Genomic DNA, 17,833 nt, shown 5'->3' on the forward strand with positions numbered 1-17,833 from the left:
TAGTTGTTTACTCATTGGCATGATAACCCAAAACAAAACGCCTTTACTTCCAGCCAAGTGTCCTTTTATTTAGCTCACAAAGTTTTACTGTATAAACGAACTTGTAATATGCAGTTGCATCCATCAGTAGTAATGCAGAAGTGGAGCTCCAATACCTAACTCATTTTTGCCCCTTTTCAAGTTAGATCAAAGGCTGGTCGATTCAAGTTGTGTACAATTCGCTTCCTGCACAAAAGTTTGGTCACTAGTCCATACTAAATTTGTGAAGCAACCATGGAAGCGTATAACTGATGCTAGGCGCTCATGACGAGTTGGTGCGGACAATACCCTGCGAACTTCTCCTTTGGGCCGGCTGTAATTGATCTATATCAAGCCTAGATTGTTTAGCGATTGCGTGCCTAAAGATCCGTTTCTATATTTTTTAAACACATGGCGTTTTAAAAAGTGGCAAGGAGAAACAAAATGACAAAAAGGACAATCGATGCTTTAGGTAACTTGATAGACACCGGCCCAACTTCTGAAGCTGTTACTACCCTTGATGAGTTAATCTCAGCCTTAGAGGAATACCGGAAACTCAAAGGGGATATGGATGTAGTATTTAAGAAACTGGATGATGGCACAGTCACTCTTATTGCTTCTGATGTTGCTGCATACTGTTGTGAAGCAGCCGAGGTTGTTCCAACCTCAGATCTCCCCCCGATATCGGCATTCGACTAATGACCGAAAAGATGAAAACTGTTTCTATTAATCGCCTTTGAGAGCAGCAATATGGCAATGGCAATTCCAATTACAGCTTTCACCCATGGGAATTGCCATTTAGATACAGTAGCAATTCAGATACTATACAACGCAGATTCCACGCGCTGGGCGAGAATCACCGATAAGTTTCAATTTTTGAAAACCGTTGTTCCTTCGGACTACCGTAGTGTTTTCGATTCGGTGCAACAAGCATACCCACGAATAGAGGCTGACATTCTCGCTTCGATCTCTCGGTTTTCAAGTGAGTGGAGTAATTATGAGGCTAGTTGGTATCTTTTTCTTTCAGAATTATTTGAATGTGGCTTCCCTAACGAAACGGTATTCAGCGCTGGCGTTGGCATAGCTAATATCTCACCTAGGAGCATTGCCACAAAGGAATTTATAATACCTTACTACGCCCCACCTTCCATTGCTTCCATAGTGATCGCTCACGAAACAAGTCATTTTTTTTATTATAAATCAATAACAAATTCTTCGGCTACACAGACACACCCGTATTTAGATTGGATAATTAGTGAGGCTCTTGTACCAATTATTTTTTCGCTACCTGAGGTCAAATCTTTGTTTCCATTTCCTTTACCAAGCACTAGTTACGCAGTCTCTGAAAAGCTAATTGATACCATAGAACATGAAATGTCACCAACTAGAACATCGATATCGTGGCTCAAGAAGCGCGAGGCAATTCTCGTTCATGTCAGATCTTTGATAACCGAATATCAAATGGGAAGCAGCAATGTTCGAAATTAAAAATCACCTAAAAACAAAGCTCCGACGTTCTACTTTCGGTCACTATTTTGAGAGGAATGAGCACGCATGCGCTTATAACTCTCTTACGATGGACAGGATATATTTTGACAGCTCACTTCTAACTTTCGTTAATAATTTAGATGGGGTGATTGTAAATGAAATCTTGCAAAAAGCGCCAGCAAACAAAGTCGAGGAAATATCTAATCTGATAACCAACATTTGTAACCTTGGTATAATAGTCCCACAAGAATATGATGAACTATCACATCTTAACCTAGTAAATAACTCAATATTTAATGGGCCTCGAATTCGTGTAATGGTCATGCACTTAACAGAATCATGTAACTTAAAGTGTAAATACTGCTTCGTAGAAGGCCAGTACACAGGAAGTAATGATAGGGGAAGAATGTCAATCAATACCGCCAAAGAATCCGTACGGTTCTTTGGTCGTATAATTTCAAATAATGTTTTTTCAAAACCACCTTCAATAGTATTATATGGAGGTGAACCTTTGCTAAATTGGCCTGCTGCTAAAGCCACTCTTGAAGAAATTAAAAAACTAAAATCAGATGGAAAATTAGACAACAGAACTAATGTTATCATAATAACAAATGGCACTCTTATTACTGATAACATCGCATCCGTGCTAAAACAGCATGACGTACATGTAGCAGTTTCTATTGATGGTCCAGAAGAGGTACACGATAAGTACCGTAAAACTAGGAAAGGGAAGGGTTCATTTGGCGCAGCAATGCGAGGTATAGAAAAACTTAAACAGCATGGAGTTAGGCCAACGATTTCTAGTGTAATGACTAAAGATACGATTCCAAGACTCGAGGCTGTGTTAGATTTCTTCTCTGACAAGCTAGAGGTGAAGGGAATCGGCTTTAATCATGTGTCTATCGTACCCAATCAATTTCCATATGATTCTGAATACGAAAAAGAATTTGCCAATACTATTGTCCGCGCTCAAGAGTACAACGCGATAAAACATCCTGGTGTTTACGAAAGACGGATGAGCCCTCGTATAAGAAACTTCCGAACAAAAATGTTAGTCAAGTCGGATTGTACAGGTTGTGGAGAACAGTTCAGCGTGAGCCCCGATGCTAAAGTTGGTATTTGCCAAGGGTTTATCGGTGAACGCAAAACATTTGGTGGTTCAGTGTACGATAAATCTTTCGATCCTCATATGGTTCCTGAATTTCAGGAATGGAGCACGCGCTCACCTTTAACCATGGAAGAATGCAAGAGTTGTCCCGCCCTTGCTACATGTGGTGGTGGGTGCCCACGTAATGCTTATACTCTAACGGGATCAATTTGGAACCTGGATAAAGGCTTTTGTCATTTTGCCCAAAAGGCTCATGAGTGGCTTATATGGAACGTAGGCTTTGGGAGGTGAGGATACTATGAGTATTACATCTAGCAGTTGCCACCTTTTTGAAAAATGGGCTAAAGGCGGACCATCCGAGCTAGTGTATTTTTGTTTTCCTCGTTGTGACGGTGACTGCCAGCATTGCTGGTCACATAACGTATATCTTGGCCGTAAGGTGCCTGCCGACTGGCATGAGGATTTTTGGAAGAATGTAGACTCTTCTCGCTTGTCATCTATTAAATTATCCGGAGGGGAAACTTTCTTGTATAAAGAATTACCCCATCTAATTGAAATCATTCGGCAGAACGTTGGTAACGAAGTTCCAATAAAACTCCTGACAAGTGGGCGACCTTTTGTATCTCTCCTATCGGGAGAAGATGGTATTGAGGAAACGCTAAGCGCCATGAAATCTATGGGCTTGCAATGGGATAATTTGGAAATCCACCTATCAGCTGATGAACATCACGCTAACTCATGGAAAAGAGTCAGTTCTATAAAGTACTCAGAAGATCTAACTCATTTGTTACCTAATGACCTCTTGGTTAATGCCGTTCGTAATTTCTTAGGAGCGAGCTCTAGACTTAAGTTTACTCATCCAACCTACGATGGAAAACTGAAAATACATACTGCACATAATAGACTATCATGGCATCGAAATGCCCTATATCACTGGATTGACGACAGCATTTGGAAAGAAGCTGTAGATTCTACGGAGGGGCTGATTGATAGTGGACGAGCCTCTCAAAATGGCATCGGGGAAAAATATCTACATTCTGGAACATCTCAGTCTATTTTCATAATTCCAGGTACATCCTTTAGTCTTAATTCTACTAGTCCTCAATCAGAGCGCTATGTCTCGTGCGATGGTAGACAAACAGTTTACCTAAACCCCTCTAAAAACAAGGGCTCGGGCTCTTGTGTTCTTGGATGGTGGAATCTTATCAATCGGCATTTTTGTGGAGGCCCCGTATCTGAGGCGCTTCGTATAATTGGGAAAACATGATGGAGTATGACCAAAATTGGCTGTCAGATCGAATCTGTAATCTCGACGAGATTTGTCTCAGTTCAGTCTTTCGGGAAGCTGAGGAAGAGTTTGACCGGCAACGAAGAACTAAGTCTCTCTTAAACGAGTTAAATGCAGGCTCCTACTTGGTTGGTATTTTGCTCGATAAGCAACTAGTAGCTTACCTTCAGTGGGAGATACGTGGAAGCAACATTAGGGTTCAATCTATTCAAATAAGCCCATTAATCCTTGGTTATACTCGCGGGAATTTGCTTACGACTCTAATATGCTACGCATTGAAAAAAGTTCCGCCAAAGACGAACTTTAAAGTATTTTCATCAATTCACAAAGTCAATCTTACCTCAGTCAACATTAGTAAAAGATTTGAATTTACAAAAAAAAAGAATCCGAAAGCCGATTAGAATTTAACGCTGACTTAGATAAAGTCCTATTTCACATTACGCCAATTTGCTATCGCAACAGAAATAAGCACCATCTCACTTTATTCGATAACGATAAAGTCCATATAATTAAATTCATTTACTGAGGAACGCAACAATGTCTCTCAACCTTCCATTTCGAACAATAACTGAAAGAAAATCGCCGATAGAGATCCAAGTTCAAACTACATCGGTATGCAACGCGAATTGTATTATGTGCCCTTACCCAACAACTTCTTCCAATATAACACAGGGTCGAATTACAGAAGAACTATATAAAAAAATCGTAGATGATTGCGCGGTTAATGAAGTTCGTATATTCAAACCATTTTTAATGAATGAACCATTATTAGACAGCAGAATACCTAGGTTTATTGCATACAGTCGAGAAAAACTACCAAATGCAGAAATAAGTATAAGCACTAACGGTAGTCATTTAAAACTAGAAATGGCGGAAAAATTAGCCCAATGTGGCATCGACGAGGTATGGGTTAACATGCCATCAGTTGACAGCAGGCGATATAACGAAATCACAGGTTTAAAACATGAAGATACTATTAATAATATTTTGAATTTCCAGCATTTACTTACACTATCAAAATCACCAACCAAACTCATAATCTCCATTGTAGAGTTGTCAAAAAAACCTAACGCAACTAAGTCTGCTAAGGAGTATTGGGAAAATATTGGAATTCACCCCATTGTTACACCGTTTAACAATCGAGGTGGACATGTATCATTAGAAAATGATGTGAAAATCAATCCACATAATCAAAAACGAATTTGTGACAGACCTTTTTACAAGCTTTATATTCTATTCAATGGAGATGTTATCCTTTGCTCCTCAGATTGGAATAGAAAACATATTATTGGCAATGTAGGTATATCTTCAATCAATGAAATTTGGCATAGTACAGATGCCAATAAATATAGGGAAGCCATGAAAGAGCACAATTACAACATTGCTGAAATTTGTGAACAATGCAGCTATAATCACTTGCATGCATAACCCAAGCACAATATTAAACCACATATTATGTTCTAAAGATTTTTTTACTGAAACTTTCATTAGAAGGTTTATTATTAAGACCACCCCCTATGGCATATATGGAATCCACATTTTACACAATGAAATTTTCTAAAAGTTAAGATGCGGGCATATATTCGGTTTCTCATTGAGGGAGCTACCCAGGGTGAGATCGCGAACGTTTTTTAAGCAAAAGATAGATCGATTTGACGATCTATCTTAGGTGTGATCATATACTCTCTTTTGGGAGTAACCTTATATGATCGATAAGTCTTGTTCGCCAAAGCTATACAGGCTTTCTTAAAGCCTAACCGCTTCACTGCCTTGATCAACCAGACCTCTTTTTCTGTGCTAGGAACCTCCGGTAACCGACTTATATAGGCCATAGCCCCCAGATATAGCAGTTAACGGAGATCCACTTGTCTATTCCGATTATAATGCTTATCACAGCCGCTTGAAGGGATGGATGAAGCGATTTCACGGAGTAGCGACGAAATACTTAGATTATTATCTTGGTTGGCATTGATATATGGATGTCACTGAAGAGCTTAACGAAAACAGGATGTTAAGTCTTCAGCAACAGTTAAGGGGAACATAGCGTTAGTTAAAACACACAGTAACGAAAGGTTAGCTTTCGTTTGACTTAGTTATACTAATCCATACCCTATTGGTTCATTCAACCTTATAAAAAATAATCCAAGCTGCAACTTATAGAGTCATAGTTCTAACAAACGTCTGTCCAAAAATAAGTTAGCCATTAGCTTAGGGAAACCTAGCTTCATTTACTTGGCGCTTCAAAAACGGAATAAAAAAAGCTGCACCAATACTAGTGCAGCTACAGTCAAATAAGACCCAAGGTTTCAGCTTGCGCTGAGTGTGGAGAGAGTACTTACGTACAAGGGCAGCTAAGCCCCAACGGGTGTAAACCCACGAGCCCTTAAGCTCGCTTTTTATGCCCTTCCTTCAAGTGCACAAAATCGACATCATCAAGACCTTGAATATCAAAGGCTTGACCAAATCCTTTTACATAACGCCCTTTTACTGGCGTTAATGCGAATAATTTAAAATCGGCGAGTTGGCGTAAGTTACCCACTATTTCGCCATGGCGCTGCTCGAGTAAATCCAATACTTGCTCACGTGGTTCGTCTTCGACTTGCTTAGCTATTACGTCGTAACTTAAGCGTTTGCGCGCATAAATTTGCTTGGTATCGGCTTCGTCGGCAATAAGCATTACTGCCGCTTTGTTATGGGCGCGCAGGTAATCAGCATGTTTAGATATATCGCTAATTAATATGTAAAACGCGCCTTGGTAGCTAATAAACGGCGAGTATGAGCTGTGTGGAAAACCATCTTCACCCATAGACGCAATTAATATGCTCTGCTGCTTAGCAATAAATTCGGCGATTTCTGGGCCGAGGCGTGATGCCAAGCGTTCTTTTTTATCAATCATTACTGTTGGTTCTCTAGTTCCGTTAGTGCCATTTTCTGTTTCAATAATTCAAAACGCTCTACCTGCTGCGGCAATAAAACGCGTTTGCGATCTCGGCCTAGGTAAATCTTAAATATGGTGGCGCCATTATCATCAAAAAACTGGAAACAGTAGCTTTCTACACCGCGCAAAGGCTTACTGACTAAGGCAATGCTAGCAATATTTTCAAGCTTTAAGTGGCCATGTAGGTGGCTTTGTTTATCCATTAAATTGTAATAGCCATGACCAGGCTTACCACTTGGAAAATTATCCTTTATTTCAAATACCGAGCCTGCCACTTGAATAATGGTGGTTAATGGCCCCCAACTGGGTAAGTCGTACATTAGCCATTGAAGCTGTTCGTTAGGTAACCAACACGCCCATTCTTGGGGAAGTTGCTCTACCACTTCGGCTTCACTGCATTGCGCTTTTTCTGCCAATTGAGCCACACTCATTTCGCTATGTTGCTCTACCACTTCGGCTAGCGTTGATGCCATTTAACTCTCCTATCTACCGTTACTACTTGCGTCTTCACCAGCGTAAAGCTGAAGAACTAAAGATGAAATTACCTTAACCCAGCCTCAAATCAAATGCAAATCATTATCATTTGTATTTACTTATTTTTTATTTGCCATTATTCTAAGCGCAGTTTTTAAGAATTAACCGTGTAAGGGCAAAAAATGGGGAAGCTTAGTTTGGCCGTGCTTATTTCGGCGGCTATTCATGGCTACTTTATCTACAAGCAGCCCGAACCTAGAGAAATAAGCTTAAGTGCAGGCGGGCAAAACGCTGCGCCAAGTTTGAGTATTGTGGCTATTAGTCCCGCTGTTGCTGCACCTGCCGCAGAGCCAAAAGAGCTAGTGCCAGAACCGGCTCCTATTGAACCTGCGCCAGCAGTACAACCAGAGCCTACCGTAGCGCCAGTGGAAACCGTAAACACCCAACCACTTAAGCCTGCGCCTGTAAAACAACCAATAGCGCCTCCTGTTGCCAAGGACAGTAAACGTGAAAGCCAAATTGCCAAATCAAGCCCTAAACCAGCGCCCTCTCCAACCCAACCGACGCAACAGGAACAAGTTAAAAAGACGTTGGCAAAACCCCTTGAACTCGCAGCAAAGCCAGATGATAAGCTCGAGCCTGTTACTGAAAAGCTAAACCCTGCGCCTGCCGCCGCTAGCCAAGTAAACAGTAAGGTTGAAGTGGATTCTGGTTTGGCTCAGCAGCCTCGCTTAAACAGCCAACCGCGCTTTGCTAAACCGCCTACCGCACCGGTATATCCTCGCCTCGCTAAAAAGCGCGGTTTAGAAGGTACAGTAATGGTTGAAGTATGGCTTGACCCTAGAGGCCAACAAACCAAACGAGAAATTAACGCCAGCTCTGGGGTGAAAAGCTTAGATAAAGCCGCCCTTAAAGCGGTAAAAAAGTGGCGCTTTAAAGCGCTAATGGTAGACGGCCAAGCACAGGCCTCTCGCGCCCTTATTCCTATTCGATTTAAGTTGAGTTAACCCTATGCAAAACCTCTCTAACGACCAGCTAAGCGCTGTTAGCAATATTATTACCGCCGAGCAGCTAGGCGACTTACGCTGGCCGATTGTATTTTGTTCGGTGCTGGCCTGCGCCATTATTATTGAGCGAATCGTCAGCCTTGCTTATACCCACATAAGCAACCACAAACGAGACTGGTTAAAACAAGCAACACACTTGTTAACTAGCGAGAAAGGCAGCTGCAAGAAAGACAACAAACAATGCTTCTCTAGCTCTAATAGCTTAGCCCGAAAGGCTATTTGCTTATTGCTAGTGCACAAAAATCAAAACAAAGCCCTGCGCGAAGAAATAGCCGCCGTATGGTTACGCCAACAGCAACAAAAGCTAGCACGAGGCTTAAAAGCCTTACACATTTTGGCCTTAATTAGCCCACTACTTGGCCTGCTCGGTACCGTGCTGGGTTTAATCGAAATGTTTGATGCCTTGGCGACTAGCGAGCAAGCAGTTAACCCCGCTACCTTGTCGCAAGGTTTAGGAACCGCCATGTATACCACCGCTGCTGGTTTATTAGTGACCGTGCCAGCCCTAGCCTTTGCCCACGGCTTAAGTTTGTGGAAAGAGCGAATTATTCATGAGCTAGAAACCATTATTAACCAAGCAAACCTGATGATTGAAGGGGTGAATACCCTAGCCGATGATGCACGTACTTTATCAGCATTTCACCCTACAGCAGCTGAACCTAACCTAGAGCAAGCGCCTGCATGATCCGCGTAGATGAACAACACAACAGCTTTAGCATGGTGCCCGACTTAACCGCCTTGCTAGATATTATTTTTATTGTATTGGTGTTTTTGCTACTCACCGCCAACTCGCGGGTTTACCAAATGGATATGGATTTGCCAACTACCGAGCAAGGCCAAACAAGCCTAGCCACCGAGCCTGCAAGCATTCAACTAAGTTTGTTTCAAAGCAATCCTATTTGGGGATTGGGCGAGCAACGCTATCAACACTTTAAAGAGTTTGAAGCAGCCCTGCTGCTGCAAACAAATGACCAAGATAAACCCACTGTTAGCTTGGCCAGCGAGCGCCAAGTGCCAGTAGAGCACTTATTAAAAATGCTGGAGCTATTACAGCAACAGAACATTGAGACCACTCAAATTTTAATGGATAAAGAATCATGATTAAGCGCCACGCCTCGTTTTTAGCTTCTGCCTTTGTTGGCCTTAATTTGCTTATCAGCCCTAGCGTGCAAGCAGAGCCGCTGCAACGCGTAGTAAGTGCAGGTGCCAATATTACTGAAATCATTGTGGCCTTAAACGCCCAACAGCAGCTAATTGCAGTAGATTCTACCAGTGAATTACCAGGCGATATGGCGTTGCCGGTAGTGGGCTATCACCGCCAATTAAGCGCCGAAGGGCTATTAGCACTATCACCAGACAGCATTATTGGTAGTGACGAAATGGGCCCAGATAGCAGTATTGCTCAGTTGCAACAAGCCGGTATTGCGGTGCATAAGCTCAATAGCCAATCTACCATTGAGAGCCTACAACTGCGCATTAAACAACTAGCGGATTTAATGGGACACCCACAACAAGGTGAGGACTTACAAGCTCAGCTAAACAGCCAGTTAAACCAGCTAGAACAGCAAGCTCAAACAGCAAAGGCTGCCAATACCTTATTCTTTTTAAGCCATGACGCCAAAAAGCTAGTTGCGGCAGGCAGCGAGACTACCGCTAATAGCATTATGGAACTGGCCGGTGCGGTAAACTTAGCCAAGCCACATATCAACAGCTATAAACCCTTGTCTGATGAGGCGATTTTATCGATGCAGCCAGAGCTATTGTTATTTAGCCAACGAAGCTTAGAGATGCTAGGTGGCGTAGATGGCGTGTTAAGCAGTTTCCCCGTTCTAGCCGCGACACCAGCTGGAAAAAACAAAGCGATTTTTGCTATTGATGGACATGCTTTGGTGGGTGGCTTAGGCTTGGCAAGCATAGATGAAGCGGTGCGACTTACTCAGCGCTTACAATAATTAGATTTCTCGTTTAAGCGCTAGCTTGAATTAAAAGTGATTTTAACCAGCAGCTTAACCGCTACTGGTGCTTTAATAGGTTTTATTAATGTCTTTGTTTTCTCCACAATCAGCCAATGGCTCGGTGTTTTCCGGTTGGCTAATGCCCGCGGCTTTATTACTGTTACTCGCCACAGCTTTACTATCGGTTACCCAAGGGCCAATGAGCATTCCTGTGAGCGATGCCTTAGTGGCGCTATTACCTTTTGAGTTTGCTAGCGACGCCCCTGCGCATTACCAACTAGTTGTGACCGGTATTCGTTTGCCGCGCACCTTACTGTGCATTGCTGTTGGCGCAATATTGGCCATGTGTGGTGCGGTAATGCAGGGCTTATTTCGTAACCCTTTAGCTGACCCCGGCATTATTGGTGTATCAAGTGGCAGCGCAGCAGGCGCGGCGGTGGCCATTGTGTTAATTGGTTTGATAGATTGGCAATTACCTGAATTTGTTAGCGCCCTAGCCATCCCCCTCTTTGCCTTTATCGGCGGCTTTGTGACCACCATTTTAGTTTACCGTTTAGGCACCACGCCTAACGGAACTTCGGTGGTAATGATGTTATTAGCAGGTATTGCCATTGGCGCCTTAAGCGGTGCCGGTATTGGCCTACTCAGCTATTTAGCTAACGACCAAATGCTACGAGATTTAAGTCTATGGCAAATGGGATCGTTAGCCGGCGCAACCTGGAGCAACATTGCGCTGGCTTCTGTCACGCTAATTATTTTGTGTGTGGTGTTTATGCGCAAAGCCAAGGCCTTGAATGCGTTACTACTGGGCGAAGCCGAAGCAGGTCATTTAGGCATTAAAGTGCAGCAGTTAAAAAGCCAATTGATCTTTTTCACTGCTTTAGGGGTGGGCATAGCCGTTTCTGTTTCGGGTTTAATCGGCTTTGTTGGCTTAGTGGTGCCGCATTTGGTTCGCATGTTAATGGGGCCGAACCATCAACGCTTAATTCCTTTTAGCGCCTTATTGGGAGCAGCCTTGCTATTGCTGGCTGACCTGATTTCACGCTTAGTGATAAGCCCAGCCGAATTGCCAGTAGGCATTGTTACCGCGCTAGTTGGCGCACCGTTTTTCATCTTCTTGCTATTGCAGCAACGCCAACGGATAGCCTAGGAAACAGTATGAGCAACTCAAACAGCATTCAACTCAGTAATATTCAGTTATCTTTAGGCTCAAAGCAGCTATTTAGTGATTTGTCGGTGAACTTTCATGCCGGCCAACATACGGCGTTGTTAGGTGCAAACGGCGCTGGTAAAAGCTCGCTACTTAAACTGATTTGTGGTGATAGAAAGCAACACGGCGGCGAGATAAATATTCTTGGCCAACAGCGTGAAGCGTGGGATAAACCCGAACTAAGCCGCCACTTGGCAGTGCTACCGCAAAGCTCTGAACTCAGCTTTGCATTTAGCGTGAGTGAAGTCGTGGCGCTAGGTTTACTGAACAGCAAGCTTAGCTATCAACAGCAGCAAGTGGTGGTTAAGCAGCAATTAGAACTGATGGATATTTGGCATTACCGCGATACGCCCTACCCGCAGCTTTCTGGAGGCGAGAAACAGCGAGTTCACTATGCGCGAGTCACCTCGCAGCTGGCGACTACCCCAGTGGAGCAACAAATATTGCTGCTCGACGAGCCCACCAGTGCCTTAGATTTAAGCCACCAGCAAGTGCTTATGGAGCATGCTTCAAAATTGAGTCAACAAGGGGCAACGGTAATTAGTGTGGTGCACGACCTCAACTTAGCGTCGCGCTACTGCCAACGTATTTTGTTGCTAAAACACGGTGAAATGTGTGCCGATGGCGAGCCAGAAAAAGTACTCACCCAAGCAAATATTCATCAAGTATTTGATTACCAAGCACAGATTCTACGCCATCCAGAACAAGACTTTCCGGTCATTATTTAAACCTAGCTACTTACCAAGTCTGGATAGTCGATATGCCTTTGGACTAAGGCCGGTAAGCTGCTTAAAGCGGGCGCTAAAATGCGCCTGCGAAGAAAACCCTACTTGATAGGCAATCTCAGCCAAACTCAACTCTTCATTTAACAATAAGCGCTTAGCCGTTGCTACTCGGCGTGTACTTAAATATTGATGTGGGCTAAGCCCGCTACTTTGTTTAAACATTCGCGCAAAATGGTAGTCACTGAGATCCACTAACTGCGCCAGGTGATTAAGGCTTATGTTTTCGGCTAGGTGGGCTTCTATATAGTCTTTACAGCGCTGTAATTGAAAGGGCGCTAATCCACCTTTGATGACCAAACTTGGCAGTGCTTTATCAACGTAATGTTTAACAATATGACCAAGCAGCAATTGGCTCACTTGGTCCAAAGCAAGCCGGTCGCCGCTATCTTGCCAATTAAGGTTTAAGGCCCATTGCTGAATTAGGCTGTTTACTGCGTGGTCGTCGATAAAGGTTTTATCTTGCAGCTGTATTTGGCTGCCTCCTTTATCCCACACTTGCTCCACACTTCGGCTTAGATCAAGATCACTGAAATACAGATGAACAAAGCCCAGCTCGCCGTCAACTTGCCAGTGAGACTCGTGCCCTGCAGGCATTAAGCACAGTTTTCCAGGTGCCCCACCAGCCAGCTGTTGTTTACCAATCACCCGTTTAGTGCGGTAGCCGCCAGATAAGTAAACACTCAAGGTATGATGCTCAGGCTTTAGGTAAGAAGTACGGTCGTCGCAGTTAGACCAACGAGCAAAACCCAGCTGCTCACCTAAGTTAACGCTATTGTGCAGCACCGCTCGAGCATTATTTAAACGTTCAAATACGTGACTATGTTGAATAAGTTGATGGTGGGTCTTGTGGTTTGGCATCCCATCTCCTTATGGTTAGCGCCGCATATTAATGTGATATCCATCATAATCTTTAACGCCAAGAATGCAAAACCAACAATTAGAGTAATTACTTGCAATCGGATTTGAACTTAAATACCATTTGCCGACTTATTTTTAAGCAAAGAACCTGTAAGCCTTTCAGGATCTGTTGTGCGCGAACCTATCAACGCACCACCCTCCAAACAACACGGACGTAAACACTTTGCTCGCAAGGTGACTTTGGCGATCGCTGCTTAGTTTTATTAACGTGTTATTTGAGACTCACTTGTAAATGAAAATGCTCAACTTGTTGCGCAGCCTTATTGCTGCGGCCTTGTTATCCCCATTGCTAAGCGTTGCGGAAAGCGTGTTAGAACCCACTCCTGAAGCCGAGCAATACGATGCTTACTTTCCTATTTGGGCGCAAGAAGCCATCGATTTAGGTCATAAATTGCCAAAGCCTTATGGCTTTAGCATTAATTACATGAGCATGTCGCAGCCACTAATAGTAGATAGTGTCGCGTTTTCTGGTTTAGGTGATGTTATTGATAACTTAGTGGGCGTTGATGGTAGCCACGCTATTCAAGAATCGGAAACGCTCACCCTACGTGGTGATGTTTGGGTACTGCCATTTCTCAATGTATATGGGCTATTAGGCCAAACCAAAGGCAGCAGTGTTGCCAACGTACAGGTGAATCTGGCAGGAAATCCTATCGGCCCGGCCTTTGATTTTAATCTTGAGTTTAGTGGTATTACCTATGGCGCAGGTACCACCTTGGTTGGTGGTATAGACAATTGGTTTGCCTTACTCGATGTGAACTACACCAATACCGATCTAGACATACTTGACGGTGAGATTAGCACTATTGTAGTGACTCCACGGGTGGGCTATCGCTGGGAAACTGGCGGCCGCGACATCCAGGTTTGGGGTGGCGCAATGTATCAAAACGTAGAGCAAACCTTTAGCGGTAACTTAGATGACATAGGCATTAACCTGCCACCGCCACTGCCCTCTGGCGGTAAATTTACCGTAACCCAGCACTTAGAAGAGCGTTGGAATGCACTGATTGGTGGCCAAATGTCACTCACAGAACATGTTGATGCCTTACTCGAAGTCGGTTTTGGCAAGCGCAGTAGCTTTATGTTGGGCTTAGGATACCGTTTCTAGTGACATACTTAGCTCAGCTAAAACTCTGGTTACTCACTGTATTGCTGGCAGTGAGCTTGAGCGGCTGCTCGGCTTTGTCAGTGAAAGAGCAACTTGACAACTCACAGCTTAACAAGGCGGGATTCACCCAAAGTGAGCTACACCTAGCCGAAGGCGGAGAACTGCGTTACTGGGTGGGCGGTCAGGGTAAATCCTTAGTGATGCTGCATGGTTTTGGCGGCACCGCTACTACCACTTGGCTACCCATGATGCTAGAGCTTAGCCAGCACTACACCATTATTGCTCCCGATTTAGCATGGTTTGGTGACTCATTCAGCCAAGGCAGCGCTAACATCACCACCCAGCGCGCAGCAGTAAATCAACTGCTCAGCCAGCTGCGGGTTGAACACTACAGCTTGGTAGGCATTTCCTACGGCGGCTTAGTGGCTTACGACATGATGGCAAACCAGCAAGGCATAGAAAAAGCGGTAATACTTGCCAGCCCTGGCACTTTTATTAGTGACCAAAACTTAGCAGAGTTAAGCCAACGTTTTGACCGCGAGCAACCAGCAGACATTTTTGTGCCGGAAAACCGCCAACAAATGCGCCACCTATTCGAAGGCGTATTCACCCGTTTTCCTCCATTGCCACACGCCATTGATGAGCAAATCTATCAACGCTATTTCGCCCTTTGGCAAGAGCAAAAGCGCCAACTGATTGATAGCTTACCCAGCTATCGCGATCAGCTCGCGCCGCAAGTCGATCCCAAATTAATGCCACCCACCCTATTAGTTTGGGGTGAAAATGACCGGGTATTTCCGTTGGAGCAAGGCAAGCAATTATCCCGCTATTTGGATGCACCCATGGTGGTGATACCTGAAGCGCCTCATAACATTAGCAATGAGCACCCTGCCACAGTTAGCCAAGCTATCGAGTTATTTATTCAATAATGCCAAACTTTATTAATAGGCTTGCCATCGCAGCCCAGCAGCGCCTTACAACACTGATTACTTTGCTCTTGTTGAGTACGCTTAGCGCTTGCTCGTCTAGCGACTGGCAAAGCCGCAACCACCCTAGTGATGATGCCGTAGCTGCAGCCTTAACTGAACAGCCAGATATGGTGGTACTTAGCCAGCAAACGCCTCTGCAATTTAGCTTAGCGAGAATGCCTGAAGACGTGCGCCCCTGCTGCGCATTTGGCAATAACCACAAAGTGAAAGTAGGCAGTATACAAGTGCCTATGTTTCGCTACGCCAATACTTTATCGCTGGATGAAATAGGCCCACATGCATACGAGGCCGGTACTTGGAGCTTGCAACGTGGCGAGCCTAACGGCCGCAGACACGGTGAAAACAACGGCCAAATCTATACCCTACGCGGCGGTTTTATTGACTTAGCGCACGTGCGAGATACCGCCGACAACACCGTGGCGCTGTTCCAACGCATTTACCCGCAGCTTGGCCAAGCTTTTAGTATTGAGCTGCCGCCTGAGATTGGCCCTCGTGAGTTACGTTTCCAGGCTTTTTCAATCGACCAGCTAAGTCCACAGCAACGCCTAGAGCTAGCGGCACAGCTGGCGGCTCGTATGGCTTACTCAATGGCAGAAGCCCATGAGATTGCTCAATGGCATGGCTATCGCAGCTGGAAACCGTGGTCTGAAACGGTGTCTGCCTACTCACCCGAAGATCTTTATTCGAATATGCTTGGCGCTAAAATAGGTTTGGCCTTGATAATGAACAACCTAGTCATGAGTCGCGAGCTATACAACCAGCACATGACACAATGGCTATCGGCCTCTATTATCCAGTTACACCCGGTTTCTAAAGCGCAAACCAATGCCTTTTTTGATGCTATAGATGGACATTGGTGGGACTCAAACATCGCCCTACCCAGTAAATTTATGCTGTTAAAACGTCACTACCAATTGGGCAAGCAACAAGCGCCTTACATCGTGCCACAGGCCTTAGCCCAAGCGGATGAAAGCTGGCCACTATTAGCGCCTCTTTACGCTAAGCGCTTAAGCCCCTTACCTCTTTCACTGCCAGCCACGGTTTATGGTATTGATTTAGCCGGGGTTGCTCAGCAGTGGCTAACAGTGGCGCCCAAATTTCAAGGTAGCTTTAGCCATATTCCTAAACATCTTTGGCAAAGTGGCTTTAGTAACCGTAAATTTTTAGCGATTAGTCATTTTAATCAGCTACAGGATGAAATAGAGCTACAAACTCACTTCGACCAAGGAACCGTCAACTAAATGAAGCCATTGCGTAATCTAACGCTAAGTGTCTTATTCGGCTTTACTGGTATGGTAAGCGCTTCAGAGATGCAGGAACCCAGCGAACAAGACAATAGCGAGCCTAGTTGGGTAGACAATATATTGGATAAACTTGGCGCAGATGGCGGTTATGACGACACTAAACCCATCGACTTTAGCGTGTTGCCAGGTCCCTTTTACAACCCAGAAATGTCTTTGGGTGTGGGGATATCGGCAATTGGTTTATATCAAGTCGATAAAGATGATCAGGTTAGCCAAACCTCGTCATTGGTGATTAACGGCTTTGCCTCAATAAACGGTTCTATCGGCGTGGTGATTGATAATCGCAGCTTCTTAAAAGAAGACCAATGGCGGCTCTATGTCGATGCAGAAATCGCTGACGCTCCCGACGTGTTTTATGGTGTGGGTTATCAAGAAAATCACCAAAGTGATAACAAGGTCGACTTCAATCATCGTCAGTTTTCAATGCGCCCCACCTTGTTAAAACGAGTGGCGGATTCCTCATTTATTGGTGGCGGCTTTGATTTTAGTTACGCCAAGGCCAATAACATTGAGACCAACGATAGCTTGGTTGATAGCTCGATACTTGATGAAAGTTCCACTGCGGTGGGGTTAACCTTTAAAGGCAACTACGATACGCGCGACGTGGTGAGGAATCCTTACAACGGGCGCTTGATAGAACTAGATGCTGGCTTTTACCACCCTTCTTTTGGCAGCAGTGAAAGTTTTCGCACCTTAAACCTTAACTACAGCGAATACCTGCAGATGGGCCCAAGGGATAGCGTATTTGCTTGGCAATTTAAAAGCCGCTTCACCAACGGTGACGTGCCTTGGCATATGTTGTCTACTGTGGGTGGCGGTTCAGCCCTGCGCGGCTATGCCACTGGCCGCTATCGCGACAAACAAATGCTCATGAGCCAAGCCGAATACCGTTGGGACCTGCCCGGCCGACATGGCATGGTATTTTGGCTCGGTGCAGGCGCAGTAGCGCCAGAGGTTGAACAGTTCAGCTCCCAAGAAATCTTACCAAACGCAGGTTTTGGTTATCGCTTTGAAGTAAAAAGCCGCGTTAACTTGCGCTTAGATATGGGCTTTGGCGACGGTGAAAGAGGCTTCTATTTCAACGTAGACGAGGCATTTTAAATCAACTTAAATTAGGGCGAGGAGTTTTCCACTTAGGAATGCTTTGCATTTGGTATAATGAATTTATACACTTCGCCCTCGC

The 17,833-nt window shown here is 44.5% G+C and carries 18 protein-coding genes and 1 pseudogene; 16 read left to right on the forward strand and 3 right to left on the reverse strand.

The window, feature by feature from the left end:
- Positions 1 to 462 precede the first annotated feature (462 nt).
- From Q4549_RS06650 to Q4549_RS06675, 6 genes and pseudogenes are all read left to right on the forward strand, one after another.
- On the forward strand, positions 463 to 717 hold the full coding sequence (locus Q4549_RS06650; RefSeq protein ID WP_303550413.1) for a hypothetical protein: 255 nt from the start codon (positions 463 to 465) through the stop codon (positions 715 to 717).
- A 51-nt stretch (positions 718 to 768) separates the two neighbouring features.
- Positions 769 to 1,506, forward strand: a complete 738-nt coding sequence (locus Q4549_RS06655; RefSeq protein WP_303550416.1) for a hypothetical protein — start codon at positions 769 to 771, stop codon at positions 1,504 to 1,506.
- The gene (locus Q4549_RS06660; RefSeq protein ID WP_303550418.1) at positions 1,493 to 2,905 is read left to right on the forward strand and encodes a radical SAM protein; all 1,413 of its coding nucleotides are present in this window, start codon (positions 1,493 to 1,495) and stop codon (positions 2,903 to 2,905) included. The genes Q4549_RS06655 and Q4549_RS06660 overlap by 14 nt, the downstream gene beginning before the upstream one ends.
- Positions 2,906 to 2,912: 7 nt before the next feature.
- A complete protein-coding gene (locus Q4549_RS06665) occupies positions 2,913 to 3,881 on the forward strand; it encodes a radical SAM protein (RefSeq protein ID WP_303550421.1) in 969 nt (322 codons plus the stop codon).
- 558 nt (positions 3,882 to 4,439) lie between these two features.
- Positions 4,440 to 5,330, forward strand: a complete 891-nt coding sequence (locus Q4549_RS06670; RefSeq protein WP_303550424.1) for a radical SAM/SPASM domain-containing protein — start codon at positions 4,440 to 4,442, stop codon at positions 5,328 to 5,330.
- A 448-nt stretch (positions 5,331 to 5,778) separates the two neighbouring features.
- Positions 5,779 to 5,946, forward strand: a pseudogene (locus Q4549_RS06675) (IS1595 family transposase); the annotation flags it as partial.
- A 339-nt stretch (positions 5,947 to 6,285) separates the two neighbouring features.
- Here Q4549_RS06675 and Q4549_RS06680 read toward each other — a convergent pair.
- A complete protein-coding gene (locus Q4549_RS06680; protein WP_137671883.1) occupies positions 6,286 to 6,798 on the reverse strand; it encodes a pyridoxamine 5'-phosphate oxidase family protein in 513 nt (170 codons plus the stop codon).
- Positions 6,798 to 7,313 (reverse strand): heme utilization cystosolic carrier protein HutX, encoded by a 516-nt coding sequence (gene hutX / locus Q4549_RS06685; protein WP_303550427.1) that lies wholly within the window; start codon positions 7,311 to 7,313, stop codon positions 6,798 to 6,800. The genes Q4549_RS06680 and hutX overlap by 1 nt, the downstream gene beginning before the upstream one ends.
- Positions 7,314 to 7,496: 183 nt before the next feature.
- Between hutX and Q4549_RS06690 the strand changes: the two genes are divergently transcribed.
- From Q4549_RS06690 to Q4549_RS06715, 6 genes are all read left to right on the forward strand, one after another.
- Positions 7,497 to 8,321 carry an energy transducer TonB gene (locus Q4549_RS06690; RefSeq protein WP_303550430.1) on the forward strand — a complete coding sequence of 275 codons (825 nt, stop codon included), beginning with the start codon at positions 7,497 to 7,499 and terminating at the stop codon, positions 8,319 to 8,321.
- A 4-nt stretch (positions 8,322 to 8,325) separates the two neighbouring features.
- Entirely contained in the window at positions 8,326 to 9,066 is a 741-nt protein-coding gene (locus Q4549_RS06695; RefSeq protein ID WP_303550433.1) for a MotA/TolQ/ExbB proton channel family protein, read from the forward strand.
- Positions 9,063 to 9,482, forward strand: coding sequence for a biopolymer transporter ExbD (locus Q4549_RS06700; RefSeq protein ID WP_303550436.1), 420 nt, complete (start codon positions 9,063 to 9,065; stop codon positions 9,480 to 9,482). Before Q4549_RS06695 ends, Q4549_RS06700 begins: the two co-directional genes overlap by 4 nt.
- Positions 9,479 to 10,333 carry a hemin ABC transporter substrate-binding protein gene (locus Q4549_RS06705; RefSeq protein ID WP_303550438.1) on the forward strand — a complete coding sequence of 285 codons (855 nt, stop codon included), beginning with the start codon at positions 9,479 to 9,481 and terminating at the stop codon, positions 10,331 to 10,333. The genes Q4549_RS06700 and Q4549_RS06705 overlap by 4 nt, the downstream gene beginning before the upstream one ends.
- An 88-nt stretch (positions 10,334 to 10,421) precedes the next feature.
- Entirely contained in the window at positions 10,422 to 11,486 is a 1,065-nt protein-coding gene (locus Q4549_RS06710) for an iron ABC transporter permease (protein ID WP_303550440.1), read from the forward strand.
- Between the two features lie 8 nt (positions 11,487 to 11,494).
- On the forward strand, positions 11,495 to 12,274 hold the full coding sequence (locus Q4549_RS06715; RefSeq protein ID WP_303550443.1) for a heme ABC transporter ATP-binding protein: 780 nt from the start codon (positions 11,495 to 11,497) through the stop codon (positions 12,272 to 12,274).
- A gap of 6 nt (positions 12,275 to 12,280) precedes the next feature.
- On the opposite strand, the gene Q4549_RS06720 is transcribed toward Q4549_RS06715, so the two are convergent.
- Positions 12,281 to 13,189 carry an AraC family transcriptional regulator gene (locus Q4549_RS06720; protein WP_303550445.1) on the reverse strand — a complete coding sequence of 303 codons (909 nt, stop codon included), beginning with the start codon at positions 13,187 to 13,189 and terminating at the stop codon, positions 12,281 to 12,283.
- 292 nt (positions 13,190 to 13,481) lie between these two features.
- On the opposite strand from Q4549_RS06720, the gene Q4549_RS06725 reads away from it, so the two are divergent.
- The 4 genes from Q4549_RS06725 to Q4549_RS06740 are packed head-to-tail and all read left to right on the forward strand — an operon-like array spanning position 13,482 to position 17,751.
- Positions 13,482 to 14,357 (forward strand): virulence protein, encoded by an 876-nt coding sequence (locus tag Q4549_RS06725; protein WP_303510378.1) that lies wholly within the window; start codon positions 13,482 to 13,484, stop codon positions 14,355 to 14,357.
- Complete coding sequence (locus Q4549_RS06730) at positions 14,357 to 15,286, forward strand: alpha/beta fold hydrolase (RefSeq protein ID WP_303550448.1); 930 nt, start codon at positions 14,357 to 14,359, stop codon at positions 15,284 to 15,286. Before Q4549_RS06725 ends, Q4549_RS06730 begins: the two co-directional genes overlap by 1 nt.
- Positions 15,286 to 16,587 carry a DUF4056 domain-containing protein gene (locus Q4549_RS06735; RefSeq protein ID WP_303550451.1) on the forward strand — a complete coding sequence of 434 codons (1,302 nt, stop codon included), beginning with the start codon at positions 15,286 to 15,288 and terminating at the stop codon, positions 16,585 to 16,587. Before Q4549_RS06730 ends, Q4549_RS06735 begins: the two co-directional genes overlap by 1 nt.
- Positions 16,588 to 17,751, forward strand: coding sequence for a BamA/TamA family outer membrane protein (locus Q4549_RS06740; RefSeq protein ID WP_303550454.1), 1,164 nt, complete (start codon positions 16,588 to 16,590; stop codon positions 17,749 to 17,751). It abuts the gene before it with no gap.
- Positions 17,752 to 17,833 lie beyond the last annotated feature (82 nt).

This window comes from Agarivorans sp. 2_MG-2023, assembly GCF_030548085.1.
Classification (GTDB): domain Bacteria; phylum Pseudomonadota; class Gammaproteobacteria; order Enterobacterales; family Celerinatantimonadaceae; genus Agarivorans.